This window comes from Cyclobacteriaceae bacterium, from assembly GCA_030584025.1.
Classification (GTDB): domain Bacteria; phylum Bacteroidota; class Bacteroidia; order Cytophagales; family Cyclobacteriaceae; genus UBA2336.
In genome coordinates this window covers 1,177,367-1,202,529 of the sequence record CP129487.1, presented here as the reverse complement: position 1 = coordinate 1,202,529, position 25,163 = coordinate 1,177,367, and the positions used below count along the sequence as shown (strand labels likewise).

At 41.2% G+C, this 25,163-nt stretch carries 19 protein-coding genes; 10 read left to right on the top strand and 9 right to left on the bottom strand.

Annotated features, from left to right (window positions below; all coding sequences use genetic code 11):
• Nucleotides 1-173: 173 nt before the first annotated feature.
• The 4 genes from QY309_05715 to QY309_05700 form a co-directional block, all read right to left on the bottom strand.
• The gene (locus QY309_05715) at nucleotides 174-818 is read right to left on the bottom strand and encodes an acetyltransferase (GenBank protein ID WKZ60979.1); all 645 of its coding nucleotides are present in this window, start codon (nucleotides 816-818) and stop codon (nucleotides 174-176) included.
• Between the two features lie 2 nt (nucleotides 819-820).
• On the bottom strand, nucleotides 821-1,900 hold the full coding sequence (locus tag QY309_05710) for a DegT/DnrJ/EryC1/StrS family aminotransferase (protein WKZ60978.1): 1,080 nt from the start codon (nucleotides 1,898-1,900) through the stop codon (nucleotides 821-823).
• A gap of 73 nt (nucleotides 1,901-1,973) precedes the next feature.
• Nucleotides 1,974-2,951, bottom strand: a complete 978-nt coding sequence (locus QY309_05705) for a glycosyltransferase (GenBank protein ID WKZ60977.1) — start codon at nucleotides 2,949-2,951, stop codon at nucleotides 1,974-1,976.
• A 68-nt stretch (nucleotides 2,952-3,019) separates the two neighbouring features.
• Nucleotides 3,020-3,940 (bottom strand): glycosyltransferase family 2 protein, encoded by a 921-nt coding sequence (locus QY309_05700; GenBank protein ID WKZ60976.1) that lies wholly within the window; start codon nucleotides 3,938-3,940, stop codon nucleotides 3,020-3,022.
• A 379-nt stretch (nucleotides 3,941-4,319) separates the two neighbouring features.
• Here QY309_05700 and QY309_05695 point away from each other — a divergent pair, with 379 nt between their 5' ends.
• The 8 genes from QY309_05695 (at nucleotide 4,320) to QY309_05660 (ending at nucleotide 17,035) form a co-directional block, all read left to right on the top strand.
• The gene (locus QY309_05695; protein ID WKZ60975.1) at nucleotides 4,320-10,097 is read left to right on the top strand and encodes a hypothetical protein; all 5,778 of its coding nucleotides are present in this window, start codon (nucleotides 4,320-4,322) and stop codon (nucleotides 10,095-10,097) included.
• Nucleotides 10,034-10,345, top strand: coding sequence for a hypothetical protein (locus tag QY309_05690; GenBank protein WKZ60974.1), 312 nt, complete (start codon nucleotides 10,034-10,036; stop codon nucleotides 10,343-10,345). Before QY309_05695 ends, QY309_05690 begins: the two co-directional genes overlap by 64 nt.
• 11 nt (nucleotides 10,346-10,356) lie before the next feature.
• Nucleotides 10,357-10,923: a T9SS type A sorting domain-containing protein gene (locus QY309_05685; GenBank protein ID WKZ60973.1), complete on the top strand. Its 567-nt coding sequence runs from the start codon at nucleotides 10,357-10,359 to the stop codon at nucleotides 10,921-10,923.
• 214 nt (nucleotides 10,924-11,137) lie between these two features.
• Nucleotides 11,138-12,265, top strand: a complete 1,128-nt coding sequence (locus tag QY309_05680; GenBank protein WKZ60972.1) for an alpha/beta fold hydrolase — start codon at nucleotides 11,138-11,140, stop codon at nucleotides 12,263-12,265.
• A gap of 444 nt (nucleotides 12,266-12,709) precedes the next feature.
• A complete protein-coding gene (locus QY309_05675) occupies nucleotides 12,710-13,549 on the top strand; it encodes a hypothetical protein (protein ID WKZ60971.1) in 840 nt (279 codons plus the stop codon).
• Between the two features lie 82 nt (nucleotides 13,550-13,631).
• The gene (locus tag QY309_05670) at nucleotides 13,632-15,086 is read left to right on the top strand and encodes a T9SS type A sorting domain-containing protein (GenBank protein ID WKZ60970.1); all 1,455 of its coding nucleotides are present in this window, start codon (nucleotides 13,632-13,634) and stop codon (nucleotides 15,084-15,086) included.
• 57 nt (nucleotides 15,087-15,143) lie between these two features.
• Nucleotides 15,144-16,235, top strand: coding sequence for a hypothetical protein (locus tag QY309_05665; protein WKZ60969.1), 1,092 nt, complete (start codon nucleotides 15,144-15,146; stop codon nucleotides 16,233-16,235).
• Between the two features lie 17 nt (nucleotides 16,236-16,252).
• A complete protein-coding gene (locus QY309_05660; protein ID WKZ60968.1) occupies nucleotides 16,253-17,035 on the top strand; it encodes a methyltransferase domain-containing protein in 783 nt (260 codons plus the stop codon).
• Between the two features lie 15 nt (nucleotides 17,036-17,050).
• On the opposite strand, the gene QY309_05655 is transcribed toward QY309_05660, so the two are convergent.
• On the bottom strand, nucleotides 17,051-17,782 hold the full coding sequence (locus QY309_05655; protein ID WKZ60967.1) for an SDR family oxidoreductase: 732 nt from the start codon (nucleotides 17,780-17,782) through the stop codon (nucleotides 17,051-17,053).
• Between the two features lie 3 nt (nucleotides 17,783-17,785).
• Complete coding sequence (locus QY309_05650) at nucleotides 17,786-19,114, bottom strand: FAD-binding oxidoreductase (GenBank protein WKZ60966.1); 1,329 nt, start codon at nucleotides 19,112-19,114, stop codon at nucleotides 17,786-17,788.
• Between the two features lie 180 nt (nucleotides 19,115-19,294).
• On the opposite strand from QY309_05650, the gene QY309_05645 reads away from it, so the two are divergent.
• Both QY309_05645 and QY309_05640 read left to right on the top strand, forming a co-directional pair.
• Complete coding sequence (locus tag QY309_05645; GenBank protein ID WKZ60965.1) at nucleotides 19,295-20,368, top strand: glycosyltransferase family 39 protein; 1,074 nt, start codon at nucleotides 19,295-19,297, stop codon at nucleotides 20,366-20,368.
• Nucleotide 20,369: 1 nt separating this feature from the next.
• Complete coding sequence (locus tag QY309_05640) at nucleotides 20,370-21,992, top strand: hypothetical protein (GenBank protein WKZ60964.1); 1,623 nt, start codon at nucleotides 20,370-20,372, stop codon at nucleotides 21,990-21,992.
• On the opposite strand, the gene QY309_05635 is transcribed toward QY309_05640, so the two are convergent.
• The 3 genes from QY309_05635 to QY309_05625 are packed head-to-tail and all read right to left on the bottom strand — an operon-like array spanning nucleotide 21,925 to nucleotide 25,150.
• Complete coding sequence (locus QY309_05635) at nucleotides 21,925-22,998, bottom strand: acyltransferase (protein WKZ60963.1); 1,074 nt, start codon at nucleotides 22,996-22,998, stop codon at nucleotides 21,925-21,927. The two genes, QY309_05640 and QY309_05635, sit on opposite strands and share 68 nt — an antisense overlap.
• 25 nt (nucleotides 22,999-23,023) lie before the next feature.
• Entirely contained in the window at nucleotides 23,024-23,722 is a 699-nt protein-coding gene (locus QY309_05630) for a TolC family protein (GenBank protein ID WKZ60962.1), read from the bottom strand.
• Nucleotides 23,723-23,725: 3 nt separating this feature from the next.
• A complete protein-coding gene (locus tag QY309_05625; GenBank protein WKZ60961.1) occupies nucleotides 23,726-25,150 on the bottom strand; it encodes an O-antigen ligase family protein in 1,425 nt (474 codons plus the stop codon).
• Between the last annotated feature and the right edge of the window lie 13 nt (nucleotides 25,151-25,163).

Here is a 25,163-nt window from a genome sequence, read left to right as displayed (position 1 = left end):
ATATATTATAACTTGAGTAATAGATATAGAACGTTAATGGATTCCACAGGAGAATAAGAAAAGCAATAAAGAATAAGAGTATGTTCTTTGAATTTTTCATGTAACCGATTAAAAATTTATTGATCTTGTTTCAATGAAGGGCCTCACTCATTGTAAATTGTAAATTGTAAATTCTACGGATTGGTTGGAAGGACTTTTTTGATCACTTTACCAGGCACCCCAACTACGGTACAGTTGTCCGGAATATCATGCGTTACCACACTACCCGCTCCAATAATCACATGGCTTCCAACCTGTATGTTAGGAAGAACAATGGCTCCGCTACCCACACTACTGAAATTCCCTATTGAAGCACCCCCTAGTAATGTTGCCCGTGGTGAAATTTCGCAGTAGGAACCTACCGAAACATCATGGTGAATGGCCGAAAATGCGTTAATGAGACTCCCCTCACCGATAACAACACTGTTACTGATTAGCACAAACTCCATAATGTTCACTCCCCTACCCACCGTTATCGCAAAATGACCTATGCGTGCAGATTCAGCAATAACTGAATGAAGGCTTCCACCTGCTTTCAATAATTTTTCTGCTACCAAAGCCCTCGATTTTGTACCTCCCAATCCCAAAACAAACCGATTATCCGTTTTGAAAATGGTGTGGGCATCATCTACGTGCTTAACTATCGGAAATCGTTCGTAAAATAAGTCAGGGCCATTCGTAGTAATATCATCAAAAAATCGCAGATCATCCAGTTGATTCTGCACATACAGCAATTCAAGTACTTCTTTGGCATGTCTGTTGGCTCCGGCTACTAACACGATCAATTATTTTGAACCCGTAACATGATGCGTGCAACAAAATCAATTTCCTCGAAGGTAAGCGTATGGTATAGCGGCAGGCACAACACCCGGTTGCAAACCGATCGGGTTATGGGTAATTCCGCTCTTTCCAAATACGGCAATTCATCAAGTGAAGGGAAAAAGTACCTGCGTGGGTAAATCAAATTCCGATTTAACTCCTCCACCATCCGCACGGCAATTTCCTCTGTTGGTAACACTACCGCATAGTATGCATAGTTAAACGTAGCCTCCTTCGTAATGGTTGGCTTCTGACACTTCAGGTTCTTCAGCACCTTGTCATAATATTCGCTTTGTACTTTTCGCGCCTGGCGAATAGCATCAATGTGCGAAAGATTAACCAGCCCCATAGCGGCATGGTACTCGGAATTCTTTCCGTTAATGCCCACCTCCGCAAATCTTTCAGGACCATCGTGTCCGAAGTTGCGCATGTAGGCCATGCGCTTCAGCAACTCCGCTGAATTCGTAACCACCCCTCCTCCTTCGATGGTATGAAAAAGCTTGGTGGCATGGAAACTCGCGGTACTGACATCTCCAAATTCAAAAACCGACTTACCCTTGTAGAGCGTGCCAAACGCGTGGGCCGCATCGTAAATCACTTTTAAGTTATACTTTGTTGCAATGGCCTGCAGCGCGTCAATGTCACATGGGTTGCCATAAACATGCGTAGCCAGAATTGCCGTAGTGTTGGCGGTTATGGCCGCTTCAACCTTTTTAGGATCGATGTTGAGTGAATTCTTATCTATATCAACAAACACAGGCTTGCAGCCTTCCCACACTATGCTGCTAGTAGTGGCCACATAGGAAAAGGGGGTAGTGATGATTTCACCTTTTAAATCCAGTGCTTTAATGGCAATCTGAATGGCTATTGTTCCATTCGTTAAAAAAAGCAGGTGATTAACCTTCAGGTATTCCTTTAGTTTTAACTCCAACTCATTTACCAGCGGACCATTATTAGTCAGCCAGTTGCGCTGCCAAATTCCATCCAGGTATTTTTCATATTCTTCTTTAGGGGGAAGAAAGGGCTTGGTCACGGGAATCATATTGCAATTCGAAAATTAGATAACTTTTTGCTCTTTTAAAATATTTGCAGCGTAGTCTCCAAACCTGAAACCACTACATATTCCTTAAGGCTCGCTTTACATTGCGAATCTTTTGAAAAAAATCAGGGCTTATGATGCGAAGGGTCGTTTTAAAAAAATCATTAAGACCTGTTAGGCTTAACGGATTATTTCTAAATGTCTGTGTGCTCAATTTAAAGGCTGCTCTTCGGTTTCCGTTCAGGGCCTCCCCTTGGGCAATATCGTAGTATTTAAGCTGAATCGATTTATGGAGGTGTTGCATCCTACTGCTATCCAGGTTAACCAGGCTTCCTGTTTTTACCAACTCCATAAATTTCATCTCCTTTTGGGCAATGGCCAACCGGGTACTTCGTCCATTAATGCTACCCTCGTTAATTCTGTACACGGCAAATGTATGGCTCAGGTATCGTATTTTACCATGATTCAGTAACTTCATGTACATATACCAGTCACAGCTAATGATCGAAAAGAAATCCGGTGTAAAATCTTCACGCTTCAATACATTTCGAAACATGATGGTTGCGGTGGTGATGCAGTTAAACCTGATGAGCTTCTCGAATTTGATGTCATGATCCTTCACAGAAGGCGGGTTACCTTTATCAAACTCATTACTGTTTTGTATAAATTTCTTGTGGTTACCGCACACTAAAACGTAATCAGGGTTTGACTCCAGAAACTGGTACTGAAGATTCAATTTATCAGGATTAACCCAATAGTCATCCCCCTCACATAAGCACAAATATTTTCCGCGACAACTAAAAAGTGTTCGCAGGAAATTTTCATGCATGCCGACATTGGTCGTATTTTCAATGACCCTGATTTTATCAGGATATTTTTCCTTAAAGTTGTTAATGACCGCACGTGTATTATCGGTGGAGCAATCTTCACCGATCACCAATTCATATTCCAAATCAGTTTTTTGATCCAGAATGCTTTGTATAGCCTGAGCGATATAAGGCTCATGGTTATACGCCAACATGAAAACACTTATAACAGGTTGTTGAGTGGACATAAATTAATAAACGACTACTAATCATACAACAGAAAGGAATCTCAGTTTGCGTCAAATTGGTAAGGCCATCAATACTTATGAGTTTCCTTGTAACTTTTAAAAAATTTAAACCGGAAAAGGAATGAGGGTGGATTTTTAGATGACTTGGCATCATGTGGTTTGATCTTTCTGAAATATCCGGTAAACCGCGTTAACTCAAGCAAAACCCTGACGATAAGCGACCGGAGAAAACTGCCCTCCTTATCCAGGGTTCGGGTGGTTGTCCACACCCTATTATTAAAACCCCGCACCATCTTAACTTTTCCATAGCGCATCAACTCATAGCAAAACCGGCCGTCCTCGCCCCAGGCGTTCATGTGATCAATAAAGCCGGCATCCACACCAAACTGCCTCACATAGCCCATTGACATACCCAATGAATTCAAATAAGGCCGTTTAAAGTGCCTGAATTCTACCAGTATGTCCCGCAATCTTTCATAGAAAAAAAATTGCCAGCGCGGGTTCTTCTTTGAACCCAAAAAAGAATGCCTTCCGTAAACGCATGCTACGTTTTTCTTCTTCAATACGCGCATCATATTTTCAACCCAGCCCGATGGATAAAAACAGTCAGCATCGGCCATCAGAATATACGTTCCTTTTGCATTTACTTGCCCCAGTTGGCGGGCAGGGCCAATGCCCTGCTTTTTTTCCATGTACGAGGTTACGTTCAGGCTATCCAGTACCTGCTGCGTTCTGTCTGTTGAGTTATTGTTCACCACGATAATTTCCAACGGTATGTTGGTTTTGGTTTGTACCAGTGTGGAGAGCGCCTTCACGATATTCAATTCTTCGTTCCATACCGGAATAACAATGGAAACCTCCGGCTGCTGGCTAACCAACTGGCTGAGCTTTTGTTTTATTTCATCCAACAACGACTGGGGTACCTCATCCAGGGTGTTGTAGGCTAGTATCTCAGGTTTAATCCAGGCAGGATTTTTAAAAAAAGACATAGATAGTGGAATACTTAAAAAAATCTGGGAACACTTAATTTGGGCAGCTAAGGTAGATTTTTTCAGCCTTTTTAGGCGGGTATTTTATTGATTTTCATCAAAACGGTGTCTTTTTGAGTCATTAATTAACTATTGTTCAACAGAACTACCCCTTGCACAAACTACCGGAGTTACATTTGGCACGGAAGAACAAAAAGGTACGTGGCGTTTTCAGGCTTAAAAATACCCATTTCTGTATCATGCCCGACTTAAACCCTGTTTTTTAGGGCAAAACCTTGAATTATTGCTAAAATTTAATGTTAAATATTACGCCTTGGGTTGTCACTTTTACGACCTTTGTCGGATATTAGTAGGTAGCTTTAATCAACCACCTTAGTCTATGAAATTACCGGCTAAACTGCCCCTTCTTATTGCCGTTCTTGCATGCTTTTACAATACCTCAAAAGCACAGATTGATCCAACTTGGGAGTACTTCCACTACAAAAATGATGGAACGAGAGGCCCTGGGCCAGGAACATCTGGTACTTTCATTAACATAGATATTCGTCTTGCAGCAGATTACCCTAACGACCCAGGACGTCAATATTATTTAACCGAAGGCTCGACCTTCAGTTTCCGAAGGACGAGTAGCACTGGGCCACTAACAAACACCTATCACCCAATGGCTGGATTCAACTCTACGAATTACACTCAGGGTCAATTGCGTTCTGTGGGGCAGTGGCAAGGAGACATATTCCAAATGAATTACCGTTTATTATTCCCACGAAATTATGCAACCAATCCTGATGTAGAAGGAGGTTATCCGATGATAGTAATGATACATGGTTTTGGGGAGCGTGGAAATTGTTGGGATAATAACTGCTATCATAATAACAAAAACTGGAATCCAAATGCAAATAATCCCGCTGCTGCCTGGAACAATAATTCATTACTTAACAACGACCATAGCATGACACACGGTGGAGCTGTTCACCAAACAGCTGTGCGAACTACTACACCTGCAGGTATGCCCCCGGACGATCCGAACATGCCAGCTCGTGCCTTCCCAGGTTTTGTACTATTTCCCCAAAACTTAAACGGATGGGCACACTGGGATAGTCCTGATGAAAATGTTGTTAGAATTATAAGGTTACTCATTCTAACCTATAACATTAACCCAAACAAAATCTACATCCATGGCCTTTCGGACGGTGGTGCGGGAGTATACAGGATAATCCGATGTGCACCTTGGCTATTTGCTGGAGCATTACCTATGTCAGCTGTGAATGGTGCAGAAACCAATGAATATAAAATGCACCCATACATTGCAAGTATACCAATTTGGACTTTCCAAGGGGGGACAGACAGAAACCCATGGCCATGGCAAACAGAGGCCCGTGTACTTGATTTCCGTAACAACGGAATGGATGTACGGTACACACTATATCCTACATTAGGGCATGGAGTATGGAATAACGCCTATAATGAACCTGATTTCTTTAGCTGGATGATGAAAAAAGATAAGGCAAACATCCATGTTAAATTTAATAACCCAACTGTCTGTAGCACTTCAGGCGCATCTGCAGAACTGATTCTTGCTCAGGGCTTCAGAGCCTATCAGTGGGAAAAGGATGGTGAACTGATACCAGGAGCTAATTCACATAGTTACTCTGCCAGCTTACCCGGCACATACAGGGCACGTTTTAGCCGAGTACTCAACCCGGGACTGAACGATTGGAACAGGTGGTCCGACCCTGTGGTAGTAACAGAAAGTGCTCCAGACAAACCAGTTATTGAGGCTTTAGGGTCAACCATTTTTCCAACAATCAACGATCCTAGTCAACGAACAGTGATATTAAAATCCAGTGAGAAGAATACAAAATATTATTGGTACAAGAATGGTAGCCTGGTAACAAATGCAAATACGTTTGATGACAATTACACTGGTGTGCAGGATACCCTATCATTATTATTGAGAAAAATCGATAACCTTGATGCTGGAACGTATACCTTACGAACAGCTGATATCAGTGGTTGCGAGAGTTTACAATCTACTCCGGTATTTATTACCTTTAATTCACCTTTAGATATTCCATTACCTAGTAATTTTACCGGATCAGCAAAATCGCCTTCCAGTATTTTTTTATCCTGGAATGATAACTCTCCTAGCGAAGTTGGTTTTGAAATCTGGAGAAGAAAAGCAGGCGAAACTACATTTTCATTTATCGCACTCACAACAGAAGATGCAGTAGGATACCTTGATACACAATTGGCACCAAACACCACCTACCACTATAAATTGCGAGCTGTCAGCAATACAGCCCGATCGAACCACGTTCCAAGCGATGACCTGAATACGAATCTAGTGGTGATTACTCCGGGAGAAACCACTTTACCAACCCCTCCACAAAATGTTGAGGTGATATTTAACTCCATTAACTCAATTTCTCTTTCATGGGATGCAGGCAGTGACGATAATGGTGTAAACCGGTACAAGGTGAATTACGGAAGTAATTCAGTATATACCTCATCACCGACTACTAGCTATACCATTAGCGGTTTACCGATTAACAATGCCTACCCGATTACTGTGCAAACTGAAGATCTGGCAGGTAACTTATCACCACCGAGTAATCAGGTAATTGGTACAACCTTTATTGATGGTCTATATTATGAGCACTCCACTGGTGCGTGGAAATCATTAGATCCAGTGATTTCTGCATCAACAACTGGTGGTGGTTCCATCCCTCCAGATAACCCTCCTATTGATTGGGTTACCGCAGAATTTACAGGTAAAATTGCCAATTTCAATGCTAGTCCAATTACTTACCCTGTTGATGCAAACGGGGTTAAAGGAATTGCAACACAAGAAGAATTTTACAAGATAAAGTTTGACGGGTACATAAATATTACAACTGCAGGATTCAATGACAACTACCAGTTTCGTACGAATTCAGATGATGGAAGTATGTTATTCATTGGAGGATTCAACCCAAATGATGTAACTCAATTCCGAGTAGTTAACAATGACGGATTACATGGCCAGCAATGGCGTGAGACTGATGCAAATAGCACTAACGTATTAGCTCCTGTTGGTTACCATAGGATTGTAGTGCTGTTCAATGAATATACAGGTGGGCAATCGCTTCAGGTTCAGTACCGGAGAAGAACAGGTTCAAGTAGTTATACCTCATGGATGCCCATTCCTAATTCAATGCTGAAATCCGGAACATATACATTACCTGATCCTCTTGTTCCACCGTCTAATATAATCGCATTAGGATCCGGGATGACAAGCATTGATTTAACCTGGGCATATGGTGTATCACCTGCTCACGAGTTTGAAGTATACCGCGCCATAGCTTTTGATGGAGACTATAGCATTGTTGCTCGAGCAATTGGCTTGGCTTTTACCGATGAAACTACGGAACCTGGTACTACATACTTCTACAAACTAAGAACGATAGATACGAGTAATGGAGCCTCTTCTCCATTAAGTTCAGCAGTCAGTGCCACTACAGACTCAGACGCCATCGCTCCATCCATTCCTATCAACCTTACCTTAGTCAGCAAAACGTTTTCAAATGTGGTATTCAATTGGGCTGAGTCTACCGATAACGTAGCAGTTACCGGATATGAAATCCTAGTCAACAATATTCCAGTGGATACTACAACAGTCACCAGTTATATGGCTACCGGTCTTGAGCCCGGCACGCTGTATAACTTTACTGTTAAAGCGTTTGATGCCTCGGAAAATAAATCTGCTGCCTCTTCAGTGTTGGCCGTTACCACCAATGTGGGGCAGATGTATTTTTCAAAAGCCACTGGTGCTCTGGGTAATGCTGGCACCTGGGGTATAAACCCTGACGGTTCTAACCCAATTGGAGTTAATCCACCTGATTTAACTTATAACGGTCAGTATTACATGGTAGCTAACCGCACTTCAACAGACCTCGGTGGGGTAGCGCTCAATATTGGCGGAAGTATTTCAAAAGTTATTATTCCAAGTGGCACTACCTTCACAGTGAATAGTTCTATCTCTGCCAAATTAGAAGTGCAAGGGACTGCCGTGGTTAACTTAAACCACGCCACTGCTCCTGAGTTTTTAAGTGTGTCACCCACCAGTACCGTTTACTTCAATACCTATAACTACATCCCTGCCGGCACGTACGGTAATGTAAACCTTACCGGAACGGGTAATAAAAATTTTGAAGCCGGTGACATTACCATTATGGGTAACCTTACTGCAACCAATGGTATTGCCTTAAAAGGTGTTCCCGGTAATGCTTCTCGGGTAACGGTACACGGTGATATTACCTTGGCAGGCACACCGGGCGTAGTAGCCACCGATAATGCACTGGATTTAACCTTGGCAAAAGCCGGTACACAAACGCTAACCGTAAATGGCACACTGGATTTGTTTCGCATTTCAACCGCTGCCAGTACCACGGCAAATGTGGTGAATGGCGGCAGTGCAGTAACGATTAACATGGGTTCACCCAATGGTGGTGGGCTGGCATTAGCCAACGGCAGCACCCTGAATCTGGGCAACAACCACCTGGTAATGAAAAATGCCGCGAGTATAAACGCTGGTGGCCAAACCGGCAGGCTGGCCATTAACGGCAGTAACTTAACGCTAAACAGCAGCAGCGCTCAAAACTCAAACCTGCACATTGATAATGTATTGAATACAGCCGGTATGGTTACCTCTAATTTCACCAGCACCGGCAAACTGAATATTCAAACACCGTTACGGATTACAGATGGGTTGAAAATAAAGGCAGGTGAATTTAACGCAAGTGGTAGTGATATTTTAGAACCTGCTAACGTAACTCTTGTCTCTACGGATACAAAAACTGCTTACCTGCAAGAGATTGAAGGCAACGGAAGCATCACCGGGAACGCCAAGGTTGAACGCTGGGTGAGTATAGCCCGGAAATACCGGTATATGTCGTCATCGGTAGCTAATATGACCGTAGCCAACTGGCAGTTACACATGCCTATTACCGGGCCGTTTACCGGTAGCAGTCCCAATTCACCTAACCCTTCCATGTTTTATTATGTAGAAAACGACAATGGGTATAAGAACTACCCTCATACAGGTACCGACAACTCGGTAACCTTTGAGAGAGGTCGCGGCTATTCCATATTCAACTACAATGGTAACAGTCCGCTTACCCTTACCATGACGGGCCAACCCTACCAGGGAAGTGTACCTTACACTTTAACACCGGGTACAGGTAGCACCCAAAATGGTGGCGATGGCTGGAACCTGGTGGGTAATCCGTATGCTTCGGCCATCTCCTGGAATAATCTGGTAAGCGACTGGACTAAGAGCGGGCTTTCACCGGTTGTACATGTTCCGGACAATACCGACCCTCAAGGGTTGCAATTCAAAACCTGGAATGCCAACACGAACACTGGAACATTAACTGATGGAATCATTGCTCCAGGGCAGGCATTTTGGGTGCAGACTGTTACAAGCAACCCAACATTAACCATACATGAAAAGGCAAAGCGCACCAACACGTCAACGTTTTTCCGAGAAAGTGAAGCTGCTTCTGGCAGCATCACCATTGTGCTCTCCAATGGTACGCGAGAAGATGAAGCGTATATTATTATTGGCGATGCGTATGTGGATTCCTATGAGCCTGGTGTTGACGGCATGAAATTGAAAAATCAGGTTTTGAACCTCAGCACCTTGTCTTCAGAAGATGCCAAGCTAACGTATAATAACATTTCAAGCAGCTTCTGTGAGAAAATCGTTCGGTTGAGTATTGATGATGTAACACCCGGAACGTACTTACTCGCTTTTGAAAACATAGAGAACCTGGTAGGCGTTGGCACCATTGAGCTTACCGATCATTTCACCGGCAATACACTATCGCTCACCGGTAATGATTCTTACAGTTTTGCAGTTACCTCAGATGCCGCAAGCTATGGTGCCGAAAGATTCACACTTACCATTTATCGTCCTGAACTGCATAAGGATGCCATTGCCACAATAGGTGATGTATGTGTGGTCAAACAGCATCTATTCAACTCAGCAACACGCAGGAAGGTGTGTTCTATTATGCTTCGCTTGTTGATGACGAAACCGCGTTATCTGAAATCATGTCGGGTGATGATGGGAACATCACGCTTACCGTGCCTGTTGATGCCTTGCAAACGGGTGTAAATAATCTGGTAATCCGTACGGGATATACCGGCTGCAGCAATGAACTGTTGTCAGCAACATCGCTTGAATTTACCTATACACCGGCTCCACAGGTATCGGTAGACAAGCCATTCTACTCGCTGTGTGAAAACGCGCAAGTTGTGTTAAAAGTAGAAACTACTACAGGAAATAGTTTTACGTTGGTATCGGGACGGACAGTTGATCGAAAACCAAACGAATCCCACCTGGAATTCGGGGCCGATTGGTAGCTCAACCCGATTTGAAGTGGGCAGCCGTAGTGAATGGTTGCGAAGGCCCTAAAGCATCTACCTATGTAGAAATCAATCATATACCGATGCCATTAATTGAATTCGATGGAGAGGTGCTTGAAATTGTCAACGACATCCCAGCCGGAACCTTTATGCAATGGTATAAGGATAATGAACCGATGGATGCATACGATTGGGGCATTAAACTGATTGAGGATGGAGCCTACTCGGTATTGGTTTCTCAGGGTGGTTGCTCTAAAATTTCAGATCCATTCCAATACCTGGTAACCGGTACTGAGAATCCGGGAGTTGACGGATTCAACGCGTATGTTTATCCGAACCCAGGAACCTATAGCGAGCTCTACACAAAAATTGAAACAACTTCTACACAGAATGCTGAAATTTCGTTGGTTGACCTGAGCGGACGTAACGTGTTTGCTGTTCAGATACCGGGAGCAGAAGCAAATGGTGTTCATAAATTAAACCTATCGGAGGATACCACCCCGGGATTATATATCATGCACATACGCCAGGGTGCAGCCGTGCTCCAGCGGAAAGTGATACTTATTTTTAAATAAGTAATCTTAAACAAAACTTAATGTTGAGCCGGCCTATCAACCGGCTCAACTTATTTGATAGCCGGACGTAATTTGTTAATTTCAATTCCTTAACCCACGAAGGAAGTGAATAAGAATACTAAAACATACGGGCTCTTATTTTTACTCACCTTACTGGCAGGTGTTCCGGTTTTATCAGTTGCACAAACGCAGGTGGGTAAACGGACAGGGGATCATGACAAGTCCGGGCAATACCGAATTTCTAATCTACACCCCTCCGGGGTATGTGGAAGGCACTCCTTCCCCTTTATTGATTAATCTTCACGGACAAGGACAAATCAATCCAAATCCCAATACTGGGTGCTCATCAATTAATTGCTTGCGAAATCAACCAAGTGATGCAACTCCTGCTTACTTGATTGATAAAGGACAATGGCCAACCACAAGGCCTTTTATCGTTGTATCGCCTCAACTGAAACGCGATGCTACTCCTAACATTGCTGACCAGGATTGGTCTGCTCCATACATTGATGAGGTAATCGAATATGTAAAAACCATTCGCACCATTAATCCGGATAAGATTTATATCATGGGGTTAAGCCTGGGTGGACAAGGGTGCATGATCTATGCCGCGGCTTATCCTGAAAAGGTTGCTGGTATGGTGCCTATGTGTGGAAGATCGTATGACAACGATGAAGAAACCCCGGATATTATTGATCAAGCGTGTTCACTGGCCAATATTCCGATATGGTTTTTTCATGGAACGGAAGACATTCTGTTGACTTACGACAATGCAACCAAAATGGCTGCTGCCATTAACGAATGCCCCAATCCGGGAAGTATCAGGCCGCACGTAACCTTGCTGGATGCCATGGAACACAACGCTATGTGGAATCCTATCTATAACCAGTCTGCTGGTTATCCAGTATATGATTGGCTTTTGCAATTCACGAAGAATTCAACGGTCAATGCTCAACCCTATGTAAATGTGGGCTCAGATAAAAAGTTTATGGTCAGTGACGGCACCATCTATTTATTCGCTGACTATTTTGATGCTGATGGATCCGTCACAGCCGTTTCCTGGTCACAAACACAAGGTGCAGCACTCACATTAGAGCAAACCAATAGCCAGATTTTAAAAGTAAGCAACCTGCAGGCAGGTACGTTTCAATTCCGTCTTACAGTAACCGATAACCTGGGCGCTGTGAGCAGTGATGACATTTCGGTTGAATTATTAAGCACAGCGGGGTCACACAACCGAGTTACAGGCTTTACCCTTACCAATGCGGCTACTGGCAATACCAACATCAGCCCATTGGTTAATGAGCAAGTGATTAATAAAAGGTGTTCTAGGCACCAATGACTTTAATGTGAGGGCAGCTATCGCCAACGGAGGTGGAAGTGTTGTATTTAAGGTCAACGGCAACCAGCACACCAGGCAATTAGATGGATGGAGTAGTAGTCTTTATGTGTATCCCAGTGATCCTTGGTATTTCCCAAATGGCTGGAAAATTTTACCGGGTGATCATGTTGTGTGCGCAACACCTAATTCAAGCAGCTTTGGGAGTGGAACAGATGGGATTTCCAGAATGCGTTAAATTTTCAGTCGTCACCCAAACTCCACAAAACTACTACCCAAAGCCTGGGCAAGATTTGAGTCAGTTAAGTTCGTGGGGGTACTGATCCTGCTACCGGGAATGGTACTCCCCCCACTTCTTTTAGCGGTAACTTCCAGGTATTTAACGTTAACAAAGCTGTTCCTCAAAACGGGGCCATAACCATTAGCGGTAATGAATCGGCCTTGTGGGTGCGTAACGGGGGTGAGATGACGGTGAACAATGCGTTTACCGGGGAGATTAATGTGGAAGGCGATGGTATGGTAAATATCCATACAACTCAGCCGATATCGTTTGGTGCTATTTCACCAACATCAACCATACGCTTTGGCGCCAATGCTACAACCATACCCGCGCGTGCCTACGGCCATGTGGAAATTCTTGGAGCGGGCACCACAAAGACACTTGGCAGTGGGGCAACTATAGTAGCCGGCAATTTGGTGATCGTAAATGGCGTAACCTTAAATGGAGCTAGTGACAACACCAGTACCATTCAACTCACCGGTGATCTCACCTTGCAGGAAGAAGATGAATTCAATCCCGCCTTGAAGTTTGGTATAACCCTTTCCGGTGGCCGGCCACATGCCTTAATTTTTTTTGGCAGCAAAGCAGCGTTTAATCAACTCAACATTTTGGAGGCTTCGGTTGTGAGTGTTACGGAAGGCACCTTACCAAGAACACTGGAGCTGGGATCAGCCAGTGGTGGTGGATTAACCATTCAAAATGGAAGTGAATTAAATCTCGGCAAAAATCATCTGAGCATTTTTGGCAACGGTACGCTTAACAGTGAAAATCAAACCGGTCGTATAGCTTTTGACCGAAGTAAGCTTTCTATTACTTCACAATCTGCTGCTCATTCCAATCTTTACACCAAAAGCTTATCGGATACAGTGTCTGTTGTTGCTACTAATCTTAGCGGTGGTGGCGCATTGTTTCTTCGCGATTCATTATTTGTGCTTGACTCTGTAAAAAATTTACAATGGAATACTCCATGCAAATGGCTTACTTACCCTTGTTTCATCTACCAATAAAACGGCTAATATCGGCCGTGTTGAAGGCACCGGAAACATAACCGGTGATGTTCGTTTTCAACGCTTTATCCGACCGGGAAGAATGTATCGTTACCTCAGTTTTCCTGTGCAAAACGCTACCGTGAGCGACCTTCAGAACTACATACCCGTGACGGGCACCTTTGCAGGAAATTCTCCTGGAACAACTAATCCATCGCTTTTCCATTACCAGGAACCTGCAGGGTGGCTCCCCTACCCGACAACATCTCACACCGAAAACTTCGCGTTAGGAAAGGGATACGCGGCATATATTCGAAAGAGTACAGACCCTACCTTGGTTAAATTGGCAGGAGAAATTCACATAGGAGATTTTTCGTTTCAACTTAACGATGGGGCTGTCAATGACCAAAGTGGGTGGAGTCTTTTGGGTAATCCATATGCTGCACCCATTCAATGGGGCAATGCAGGCTGGATAAGCAGTGGAATTAATGCAACGGCATATTTACGAGACAATGAGTATGAGAATGGTCGTTTCCTCGTATGGGATGGCGAGGAAGGAGATGAAGAATTTGCCGGACTGATTGCTCAAGGACAATCATTTTGGGTAAAGGCATTTGACCCGAATACCACTCCATCACTAACTGTACAAGAAACCGCCAAAGCCAATGCACAAGCCACCCTATACAGGACAAAAGAAGAATCAAATTCAAATCTGATAATTTCATTAAACCACAACGGCCTAACTGATCGAACGTTCTTAAAATTTAATGATCGCTCAGGTTTGAAGTTCGATCCAAGATTCGATGGTATAAAGCAGCGAAACAGCTATTACAATTTAGCTGTCCTTACAACTGATTCAGTTCAAGTATCTATTAAAAACATGCCCGATACATGCAGAGCAACGCTTGCCCTTTCTGTAGAAAATGTGAAAGCTGGAACCTACGCGCTGAATTTTACTGGCTCAGTATTTAATCACAATCGTGAGTTCAAATTAAGAGATCTATATCTTGATTCCCTTCTACAGGTTAAGGCCAATGACGCGTATGTGTTTCAAGTTACCGAACATCCTGATACTTATGGCAACCAGCGTTTTGAACTAATTGCTACCGTTGAAATACCCCAGCCTGAAATTTCGGTTAAAAATGGTGACTTGGTATCCAGCATTGCCTCCGATATTAAATGGCTGTTGGATGGTGAGGAGATACCTGGAGCAACCCAATCGGTTTATACTCCGCTCGTCAGTGGTCAATATCAGGTTCGCATACTGCGGTCATCCTGCACAAATACCTCACTGCCTTTTACATATATCATTACTGGAGTCGAATCCAAACACAATGCTTACCAACTGTATCCTAATCCAGCGCAACATCTGGTTACCGTGAAAGGGATATCAAAACCTACGCCCTACGCCCTTTTGAACATATGGGGCCAGGTTATACAGACCGGACTACTATCTTCAGAGCGTATGGAAATTGACCTGAATGTTCCTGCTGGGCTTTATGTAATTTTCCTTGAGGATGAATCAGGTTTTCACCGATACAAACTACTTATAAAGTAACTCCGATAGGTTTCATTTTCCCTACTGCCCTATTACCTTTACTGACAAGATCTTCCCATGAAAAAACTGCTCACGTACGCCAAAAACTCCCTTATTAGTGTTTGTATTTTTCTGATTCTTCTGGCCATTACCAATTGGGCCGCTGGTATATACCTGCGAAAAATTGGTGGTGAAAAACGGCATCTCCTTCCAGCGTATCAGGATAATCACGACTATGCAGAGGCCATATTCAATGATTACCACAGCATTGCTCATCGCTACAAGCCTTTTGCAGAATGGCAAATGCTACCCTACAAAGGCAAAACGTTACAGATCAATGAACAAGGCCTTCGGGTACATACCCCTCCTTCCACAGCATCACCCAGTCCCATTATTCGCTTTTTTGGCGGCTCAACTATGTGGGGTGAAGGGTCAGACGATGCCAATACAATTCCGGCACTCGTACATCAAAAAATCAATACAGGTACAGTCGTTAATCATGCGCAGCTCGCCTACAATTCAAGACAAAATCTGGATGCGTTAATATCCATGTATGCAAAAGGTGAAAAGGCAGACATTGTCATATTTTATGACGGTGTGAATGATGCTGCATTCCTGTGTCCAAAGGAAATCGAGGAACTACCAGGCCACCGATTAATCCCGCTATTCCAAAAAAAAATTTATGGTGGCGCCAGGCAGTTTATCTTTACCGTACTCAATAATCTTTTTACCGAAAATATTTTATTGGCAATTCAATACCACCAAAGCAAACGCGAAAGAAAAACCGCTAACTATAATTGTGTTGACTCTGAAAAAGGGATAACAGTGGCCAAGATGTTAATTGAAAATTGGGAAATGGCTCATGACTTGGTTACGAGCAGGGGCGGTAAATTTATAGGTGTGTTACAACCCGTAGCTTACATCGGGTCACCTCAACTCACTCACCTTCAACTTGATGAGGAGTTGGGTACAAACTTTCGATTTGTTTATGATGAACTACAAAGAATCATTAAACAAAAAGAACATCCATGGATACATGACTTATCCCAAGCATTTAATGGAGAACAATACATTTATATTGATTTCTGTCATGTGACAAAGACAGGAAACAAAATTATAGCTGACAAGTTAAGCGATGTTATACTATCGGATTTAGAAGACAAACAGTAACCAGAATCCTTAACTACATGAGTTCGATTAAACTAACCCACGAAGATACCATACAGGACGGAATCAAATATGCAGAGGAAGCAATACTAGATAAGTCTTCTCATCTTGACATTGACAAGAAAATATTAAAAAGTCATTTTGATCTGAAAGGAAAATCTGTATTGGATTTTGGTTGCGGTGTAGGAGCCATGAGTATCTGGATGGCTAAAAATCTTGATGCTGTTGTCGATGGGTACGATATTGATGAGAAGCACATTGAAATAGCTTTTGCTGTGCTGAAAAAATACCCTACCAAAAATGTCACTCTCTCACAAAAAAATATCATTGAAACCCCCATTGATAAAGAATACGATGTCATTATTTTAAACGATGTTATTGAGCATATAAAACCACATTGGATTCCTGGCATTCTGGATATTCTGGTAAACAGAAATCTTAAAAAAGGAGGAATTATTTTTTTCAGTTATCCACCTTGGGAAGGGCCGTATGCCAGTCACATGAATAGAATAATTAATATTCCTTGGATACAATATCTTCCGCAGAAGATGCTGATCAATATGATAAAAAAACGTAATCAAACCACACTTGGACAGTATGATTTAGTACAGGAATACCTAGAACTAAATCATATGACCCATAAAAAGTTGATGAAATTCATGCAACCCCTTCCTGTGAAGCAGGAATTCAGGTACAGCCATACCAAACTTAACACCATTAAGCTATTTTCTAATATTTCATTTTATTGGTGGCCTGCCAAATATTTGATCTCCAAGGAGTTTATTGTATTCAAAAAAAATTGATACAAAAATCCAAAATCAAAGTTTTAGTCTCTTAAACATGAACTCGGGGATGTTTCGAATCATGAGCATGATCCATCGCCATACAGGCAGTATATAAACAACATTTTTTCTTTTATAAATAGCTTTGATGATCTGGGATGCTACATGAGCAGGCTGAGCAGTTAGAAACTGTGGTGTTTTTATACCTTCTATCATCCTAGTTTTCATGAAACCCGGTTTAACCGTAAGTACATGAACACCACTTTTAAAAAGTCTGTTTCTCAAACCGGATATGTAGGCAGTAAATCCAGCTTTAGCACTTCCATATAAATAATTGCTTTGGCGGCCGCGCTCTCCGGCTACAGAACTAATGCCCACAATTATCCCCTCCTTTCTCCTTTCAAAATCATTCGCTACTATATTCAGAATTGAAACTGGACCTACATAATTTGAGGCTAGTATTTCAGCGCATTCTTTCCAATCAACTATTGCCCTTTCATGATTCCCCAGGAAGCCGATGACAGAAATTACCACATCCGGCTTGGGATTAATGTTTTCATAAAAAGTCATATGCGTGTCGGGTCGCGATGCATCGAATTCAGAAAGCACTACTGTGGCCCCAAAACGAACTGACAAATCGCTTTTCACCGGAGCCAATCTTTCGCAATTGCGGGCCGCTAAAATTAATTCGTTTGACTTTGCAGCTAACTGATCGGCTATGGCCAGTGCTATTTCCGATGAAGCGCCCAGGATAAGAAATCTCTTCATAGGTTATTTTATTTCAAGGCGCCTGGAAAGTGATGATACGATCTTTTTATCAGGGTCAATCTTCTTTAAAAAAGAAGTAAAACTTGATGCATTAGGATATGTACTGTGGAAAATTTCCGCCTTCATACGCGCATCCTTTGTTAAATAAATACGTCCTCCATAGTCCTTAACCATTAAATCAAGCTCATCCAGAAAGGAGAAAAGTTTAGCATTAATTGGAATATCAAGTGCGAGGGTATACCCTTCCATATTGAAAGAAATAGGCCCTTGTTGTGTTCCGAAAAGCTTAAGCACAGCCAAAAAAGAACCCCACCCCTTATTACTGATTCTTGTTAAGATATCCCGTACACCTTCTTTGCCATTAGCTTTAGGAATCACAAACTGGTACTGAACAAATCCTCTCTTGCCATAAATTCTATTCCAATGTAAAATTGAATCCAACGGGTAAAAAAAGCTTTCATAAGACACAACAGAACTCATTTCTCGTTTATAATTCTTATTGTAGTACACTGAATTGAAAGCCTTTACCGCTAACCCGTTTAATACAAATGACGGAAATTGGAACGGTACGGTTAAAGTTTTTGACTTTTTGGGATAGGCCTGCGTGTGATCGTTCATCTCCGGAATAATAGCATGTTCGCCCAACATTAGAATGCTTCTTCCAAAACGGCTACCGGTTTTAAGACAATCGATCCAGGCGACAGAATACGTATAATGTCCATATTCCTCGAAAAGGTTGAGCACTTCATCAAGGCCACCCGATTTAATCTGAACCTGCTTAATGTATCCCGTTTCAACCCTCTTTAATCTGAATGTTACTTCCAATATAACACCTGTCAAACCCATCCCACCGCATGTAAACCAAAATAACTCACTATTTTCAGTTGCACTGCACGTAACATACTCACCTTGAGGAGTAAGAATTTTCATAGAAACTATATGCTGGGAAAAGGAACCGTCCTTATGATGATTTTTACCATGCACATCAGAAGCAACCGCCCCTCCCACGGTAATGTATTTTGTACCAGGTGTTACAGGTAGAAACCAACCTTTTGGCATAATCACATCCAATATATCGGATAGTATCAAACCCGCCTGACAAGCAAGGACACCATTTGAATCATCAAAGAACAATATTCTATTGAACTTGAGCGTACTAACAATAAAGGGAGCTAATGAGGCATCACCATAGCAACGGCCATTACCTCGAATAATAAATGAGGGACTCTCCTTTAAAAGGAGATTGCTAAAATCGTCACAAAAATTGGGATGCCTGAGGCTGGAGTTTTCCTTAGGATAATTGTTCCAATTTGTGGTAAAATCTGCAGCCATTCTATCAAAATCTCATAACTTTAACACCGATAGTTACGCTTTAATTTTTTGTTTATGAAGAAATTTCTACAGGAAATTCTATCCTTTCAGAATCTAAAATGGAAGCACTGGATTCTGATTTTCTCTTTATACCTGGTTGTTCATATTCCTGTTATCTATAAAAACTCATACGATTCTAATTTGGCTGTATTTCAGGCGCAAGCATTCCTTAAAGGCAAGCTTGATATTGATCATTATTTCTGGGACGCATCCGTATTTGAGGGGAAGTACTACGTGAGCTTCCCCCCCTTTCCTTCTATCCTCATAACACCAGTTGTAGCCCTGTTTGATAATGCGATTAATACCGTCTTTCTAAGCCTGTTGATTTCATGCCTTAACATGTTTCTATTCTATCGCCTGCTTGCAAGATTTATGGGGGATTCAACCGGAAAACTTTGGGTATTTCTAGCGTTCTTTTTTGGCAGCGGATATTGGTGGGTAGTTCTTACGAGCGACCACATCAATGGATTCGCTCATGTAATTTGCACCTGTCTGTTACTCATGCTTCTACTTGAATTGAAAGATAAAAAGAGACCATTACTTATTGGCATACTCTGGGCTTTGGCATTTTTAACCCGGCAAATGACTATCTTCTATGGAATTATAATCATTTACTTCCTTTACGTTGACCAACCAGACAAAAGAATTGCTGTCCGTACTACGGTTATTTCTTTTGCAGTAGCATTTGTTTGTGTAACCCCCTATTTCATTTTTAATTACTTGAGGTTCCACAATTTTCTTGACACAGGATATCAATACCTGATCTATTCCGCTCCGATTCAGGAAAGAATTAATCAGTATGGTCTGTTTAGTACAAAATACCTCTTTTACAACCTCTACCACCTGATCTTAAAAGGGCACAATATTATCTTTTCTGGCACCATGAATTTACAGGCGCTCGGCATGGATCAGTATGGCACATCAATCCTTGCGGCTTCCCCGTATGTGATTTTCTCATATAAAGCAAATGAAGAAACCCGGTTTAAGGTTGCCTTTTGGTGCACCATCTTGCTAATACTAGCCGGTACATTACTGTATCACAACAATGGTTGGATGCAAGTTAATACTCAGCGATTTTCCCTGGATTTTTTTCCTGCGCTTCTGGTTCTTATTGCCTCTAGCTATACTGCAATACCAAAATGGTTGTTCCATTCATTTGTTGCTTATTCTATAGCTTTAAATTGTCTAAGTTTCGTTATCCACAGTTTAAAATAACATGAAAGAGCGGATAATATTTGCCGTTGAACTGCTCCCAATAATTGGATGTTCATTGTTTCCATTATTCTTTGATCTATCATACCAAATCAACCTATATATGATATGGGAAGGAGCTTACCGGCTTTACCTGGGAGAGCTACCGTACAGAGACTTTGGTATTCCCATGGGTTTTTGTTCTTGGCTGATCCCCGCTCTCTTCTTCAAATTGTTTGGCCCCACACTTTTCACTCTTGCCAAGGCGCATGCATTTATGAATATCATATCCGGGTTATCCTTTCGTTGGATCCTTGTTAGTAATGGGGCCACCCTATATACACGACTCCTTGCCATATTCATCTTTTCCCTAACATTTATCCTGGGCCTATATTGGCCGCAATACAATCATACCGTTATCATTTTTCAGCTCATTGCTCTTGGCTTTCTATTTCACTATTTAAAAAATGTAGAGCAACGTCACTCCTGGATTTTACTAATAGGCTCAGGTTTTTTCTTTGCCGTGGCATTTTTCACCAAACAAGACGGAGGCGCCTTAGGTCTGCTTATTGGTTTGATTATTATTGGAATCCACTCCTATCTATACCGAACCATTAAACCTGCCGTTGTATTTTCGTTAACCCTCTTATTCTTTTTCTTTCTTTTCATCGTACCATTTCTCCAATATGATTTTGGTTATTGGTTTAATTATGGTCAACCACCGCACTACGCTAGAATATCACTTCAGGATATTCTTAGAATTAACATGGAAGAATCCCGATGGGAAAAATTCTATTTGGTAGTAATAATAATGATACTCTACATTAATTGGAGAAACGGTGCACTCAATCGTCAGAACCTTTTATTTACACTTTTAGTGATCGGCATAATTTTTCAGGCGATGATTTATCAAGTTACCAGTTATGTGCCAAAGGATAATAATTTCTTCTTTCATGCCTTCTCGAGTGCCTTTATACTCATTCAACTACAAGAAGTCAAATGGTTTCAATCACGTATCACATTTGTCGTTTTACTAACATTGGTCAGCATATGGTGGTCAGAGAAATATTGGAAATATGCTGAAAAAATACTAGCCAAAACTATATTATCAAGCACAACCAAAAATGTCGTCTCAATAAATACGTACATTCTTGAACCACCAGAATGCAACTTTTATTCAGATCTATCAACCTGGAAAAAAACTACATTGTCATCATTTGAAGGGATCAGGATGCCTGAAAGTACCATTGATGGTCTTAATCGCAGTATTACGCTCATTAATAAAATCAGAAAGGAAAAGGAGCCTATTGTTTTAAACATGTCTGAATTAACACCTCTCACTATTGAGGCGAACTTCAAATTAGAAAAGGGCCCTTTGTGGTATCATTTAGGTGTAGGAATGTTTAATCAAGAGCTTGAAATGTTCTCAACCCGTATCGAAGGTCAATATTATGACGTGGTCATCTTCGAGAACATTCCAATGTTAAATAATTTCTATCCATTTTCTATCAGAGATAGGTTGAAGGAACATTATGTAAAAGTGGATTCATTTGAGGCGCCTAGAATTGTGTATCCGGGAACTATTGAGGTTTACTTGCCCCATAAATCAAATTTTTTACCCGTTGAGGGGGCACAAATAAACCATTAAATCCTAGCCTTAGAAGTATTCTGTAGCAAGCAATGGGTATAAAAACACCGCCTATCATGATTACAATCAACATGAATACAGGAGGTGCCTCTGGATAAATCTTCATTAAAACCACCCGAATTGCACTAGTAAAAATTAAATGCATTATATAGATGTATAATGAATGACTGCCTATAAATCGCAGTATTTTTAATAAACCCCATTCATCAAGCTTGTAAGAAATAAAAAATATTAATAATGCCCCGATAATTGTTGTGGGGACAAATAGCATGAAGCCGATATAATCCAAGTCATCCAGTTTGCTAGTGTCTGGATACCACATTCTCCACAAAATTTGTATGGCTAGAAATACCGGAAGAACATAAATCAACCACCTGCCCCGAAAAAAATTACTTTCAACTGGTAATAAATTCCCAGCCATTAAAAATCCAAAAACAAGGAATAGATAATAAAACAATATATCATGAAGTGAAAACAGATCAGTCTTAATGTAATACGAAGCAAAGTACAGACAAAGCGCGATGATAACGTTTAGCCATAAATTGAATTTTAAAAGCTTAAAATTCAAAGAAGCAAAGACTACCATAACTGCAAATAATGCATACAAATACCAAAACTGGTCAATCGCCCGAGGAAAAGTAAATAAATAAATATAATAGTTAACGTCCTTACTAAAATTTGAGTACTGGCTAAATAATATCTGAATTGTAAGATGAATAGTAGCCCATATAAAATATGGATACATCAAAGACTCCAGCTTAAATCGGACAAATGTTCCAAATCCTCTCTTTAAAGCACTGGATGATATGAAGACGCCCGATACTATAAAGAAAACCGGCATACTGGATTCCTGAACCAAATAAATGGCATTCTTTATATCCACGCCAGCACCCAGGAGACCCGTTAGCGCATGACGATAAACAACATATATGATTACAACGCCTCTGGCATAATCAATCCAGCCTCGTCTATGGTTTTTTATGTTACTTACTACTGCAGAACTCACGTAAGATCAAAATCAAGATTAAAGATCACATCACATCCTCAAGTCTTACCCCTATCAATTGTTCCAAATCCAGTTTGGCATTTTTTAAATCCCGTTCAGCCTCAAGTAACTGAATTGATGCTCTGTTCAGATCTGATTGTCCGGCAGTAAATGTCTCAAAGGTTAATTCTCCATTCTTAAAACGTTGCTCAATCAACTTAAAGTTACTCTCAATATCTGAAAATTGTTGGGATTGGATCCTGAAAATTTTCTCACGCAATTGATACTCATTATATGATTTAAGTACTACTCGTCTTACCTCAAGCTTCTGAGCGTTAATCTCCTCCTGAGCAATAGATAATCGTTGTCTGTTTTGCTTTGTCTCATTAGGATTAGCTACTAAAACTCCAAGCGGTATTGATATACCGAAATTATATCGTGGTAAAAACACAGGAACAGCGGCATCTTGAGCTTTAATATTAAACTCATTTATGTTTCCCTGAATCGTTATTAAATCCAGCCAATCGGCTGCTGAGCGACCAACCTGGTATTGAGCAATCATCAATTCGCGCCTCAAAATTTCATTTGTCGGATGATTCTTCCAAGCAAGCTGAACTAACTTTTCCCCAAAATCAGAGCTTTGAGCCCGATCAGGCAATATAATTTTGTTGTAGTCAATAGTTTGGGCCCGTAAAGAAGGCAATCCGAACATAACAAAAACGATAAATAGGCTAATGGTTTTCATATTTCAGAGAATTGAATCTGATTTTAGTTTTTCAAATTGAGGTAAACGAATCAACAAGGCATAAGTTGCAATTACAATAAGATTTACTGGTTTCGAAAACATAGCATGCTGAGTAAAATGCCCAACCGTAAGGGCAAAAAAAGGTATGACATACACTAAATTCAAATTACGAAGTAACGGATCAGTAATCGAAAAATGATTATTTATACCTTTTATCATTACCATGGCAAAGAAAGATACAAATATAAGTAAACCAATCCATCCCAACTCCAGCGCTGTCGCTAGATATCCACTATCAGGGTCCCATCCCCCCGCTAAAGGATGGCCAGGAGAATAGATGACTCCGCTTGTTCCTGTAGTCATTAGTCCCCCACCAATTGGATGACTGCGTATGTAGTGTTGATTGTTAAGTCGTTTATAATCCCGAACGCCCATGGACGGATCTTCGGAGGGAGTAAATGTTGATCGCAAGCGGATTATTGTACCACTGTAAAATGGCCCAAAAAAAACAACCCCACCAACAAAGACCATAGCCAATGTAAACATGATTACTTTTGAATTATTAATGTTTAATAATATCAAAAGAACAAGTCCAATAGCCACCATAGCTGTTGCCGTACGGGTTCCTGAATAAGCCATAGCTACGAATGAGATAATTCCTGAGGTAACAAAACCAAATTTCCATGGCATTTTGAATGGGCCAAACGCTAGAGTAATAAAAGCTAAACCACCGAATGCCAGGAACAAACCATAGCTTGAAGGATCAGAAAGAAAAGAGAACTTTCTCATACTACCCCATTGGTAATATAACTCAAAACGACCTGGGGCTTCGTAAACCCAACGCCATTCAAAATCAGTCAGTCCAACATATTCTTGGTAGAATCCATAAAGAGCAACAATCAATACTACTCCAAGCCAAACCATCGTAAACTTCTTGATGTTTCGTATGGTTACAAAAAGCTGAAAGAAAATGATGTAAGATAAAAGCGAGGTGTTGTTACGCATTGATACTAACCAACCAGTAATTGAAACTGCATTTGGATTAAAAAGCTGGAGCAGTTGATATGCTGTAATAATTACAAAGAAAAAAGTAAAAACATTATTGAAGGAAGTCCAATCCTTCGGTTTTCTGGGATTCAGGAAGATACAAATGAAGGTTACAACCACTAAAGCATCGTAAACAACCCCTAATGGAATAGGCACATTGATTAGTCGTGTAACGTAAAACATAAATGCACCCATTAAAAAAAGAATGTATGCACCTATACCAAAATCAAACACAATGGCACTAACCACAAAGAATCCAACAATACCAAGGATCACCAATGGCCCCACTATTAAACTAGTAGTAGCTATAGCATAAGAAATCGCTAATGATGCAAGCGTCACTAATAATATTATAAGAATAGAATTAGTACGACCTCTCATTGAAGGATTAGAA

What these genes read in the sequence shown, in the direction of transcription:
- QY309_05625 (WKZ60961.1), bottom strand. Translation starts at nt 25,150, where the DNA reads ATGAGAGGTCGTACTAATTCTATTCTTATAATATTATTAGTGACGCTT.
- QY309_05695 (WKZ60975.1), top strand. Translation starts at nt 4,320, where the DNA reads ATGAAATTACCGGCTAAACTGCCCCTTCTTATTGCCGTTCTTGCATGC.
- QY309_05705 (WKZ60977.1), bottom strand. Translation starts at nt 2,951, where the DNA reads ATGTCCACTCAACAACCTGTTATAAGTGTTTTCATGTTGGCGTATAAC.
- QY309_05640 (WKZ60964.1), top strand. Translation starts at nt 20,370, where the DNA reads ATGAAAGAGCGGATAATATTTGCCGTTGAACTGCTCCCAATAATTGGA.
- QY309_05700 (WKZ60976.1), bottom strand. Translation starts at nt 3,940, where the DNA reads ATGTCTTTTTTTAAAAATCCTGCCTGGATTAAACCTGAGATACTAGCC.
- QY309_05690 (WKZ60974.1), top strand. Translation starts at nt 10,034, where the DNA reads ATGTCGGGTGATGATGGGAACATCACGCTTACCGTGCCTGTTGATGCC.
- QY309_05680 (WKZ60972.1), top strand. Translation starts at nt 11,138, where the DNA reads ATGACAAGTCCGGGCAATACCGAATTTCTAATCTACACCCCTCCGGGG.
- QY309_05670 (WKZ60970.1), top strand. Translation starts at nt 13,632, where the DNA reads ATGTATCGTTACCTCAGTTTTCCTGTGCAAAACGCTACCGTGAGCGAC.
- QY309_05710 (WKZ60978.1), bottom strand. Translation starts at nt 1,900, where the DNA reads ATGATTCCCGTGACCAAGCCCTTTCTTCCCCCTAAAGAAGAATATGAA.
- QY309_05630 (WKZ60962.1), bottom strand. Translation starts at nt 23,722, where the DNA reads ATGAAAACCATTAGCCTATTTATCGTTTTTGTTATGTTCGGATTGCCT.
- QY309_05655 (WKZ60967.1), bottom strand. Translation starts at nt 17,782, where the DNA reads ATGAAGAGATTTCTTATCCTGGGCGCTTCATCGGAAATAGCACTGGCC.
- QY309_05665 (WKZ60969.1), top strand. Translation starts at nt 15,144, where the DNA reads ATGAAAAAACTGCTCACGTACGCCAAAAACTCCCTTATTAGTGTTTGT.
- QY309_05660 (WKZ60968.1), top strand. Translation starts at nt 16,253, where the DNA reads ATGAGTTCGATTAAACTAACCCACGAAGATACCATACAGGACGGAATC.
- QY309_05650 (WKZ60966.1), bottom strand. Translation starts at nt 19,114, where the DNA reads ATGGCTGCAGATTTTACCACAAATTGGAACAATTATCCTAAGGAAAAC.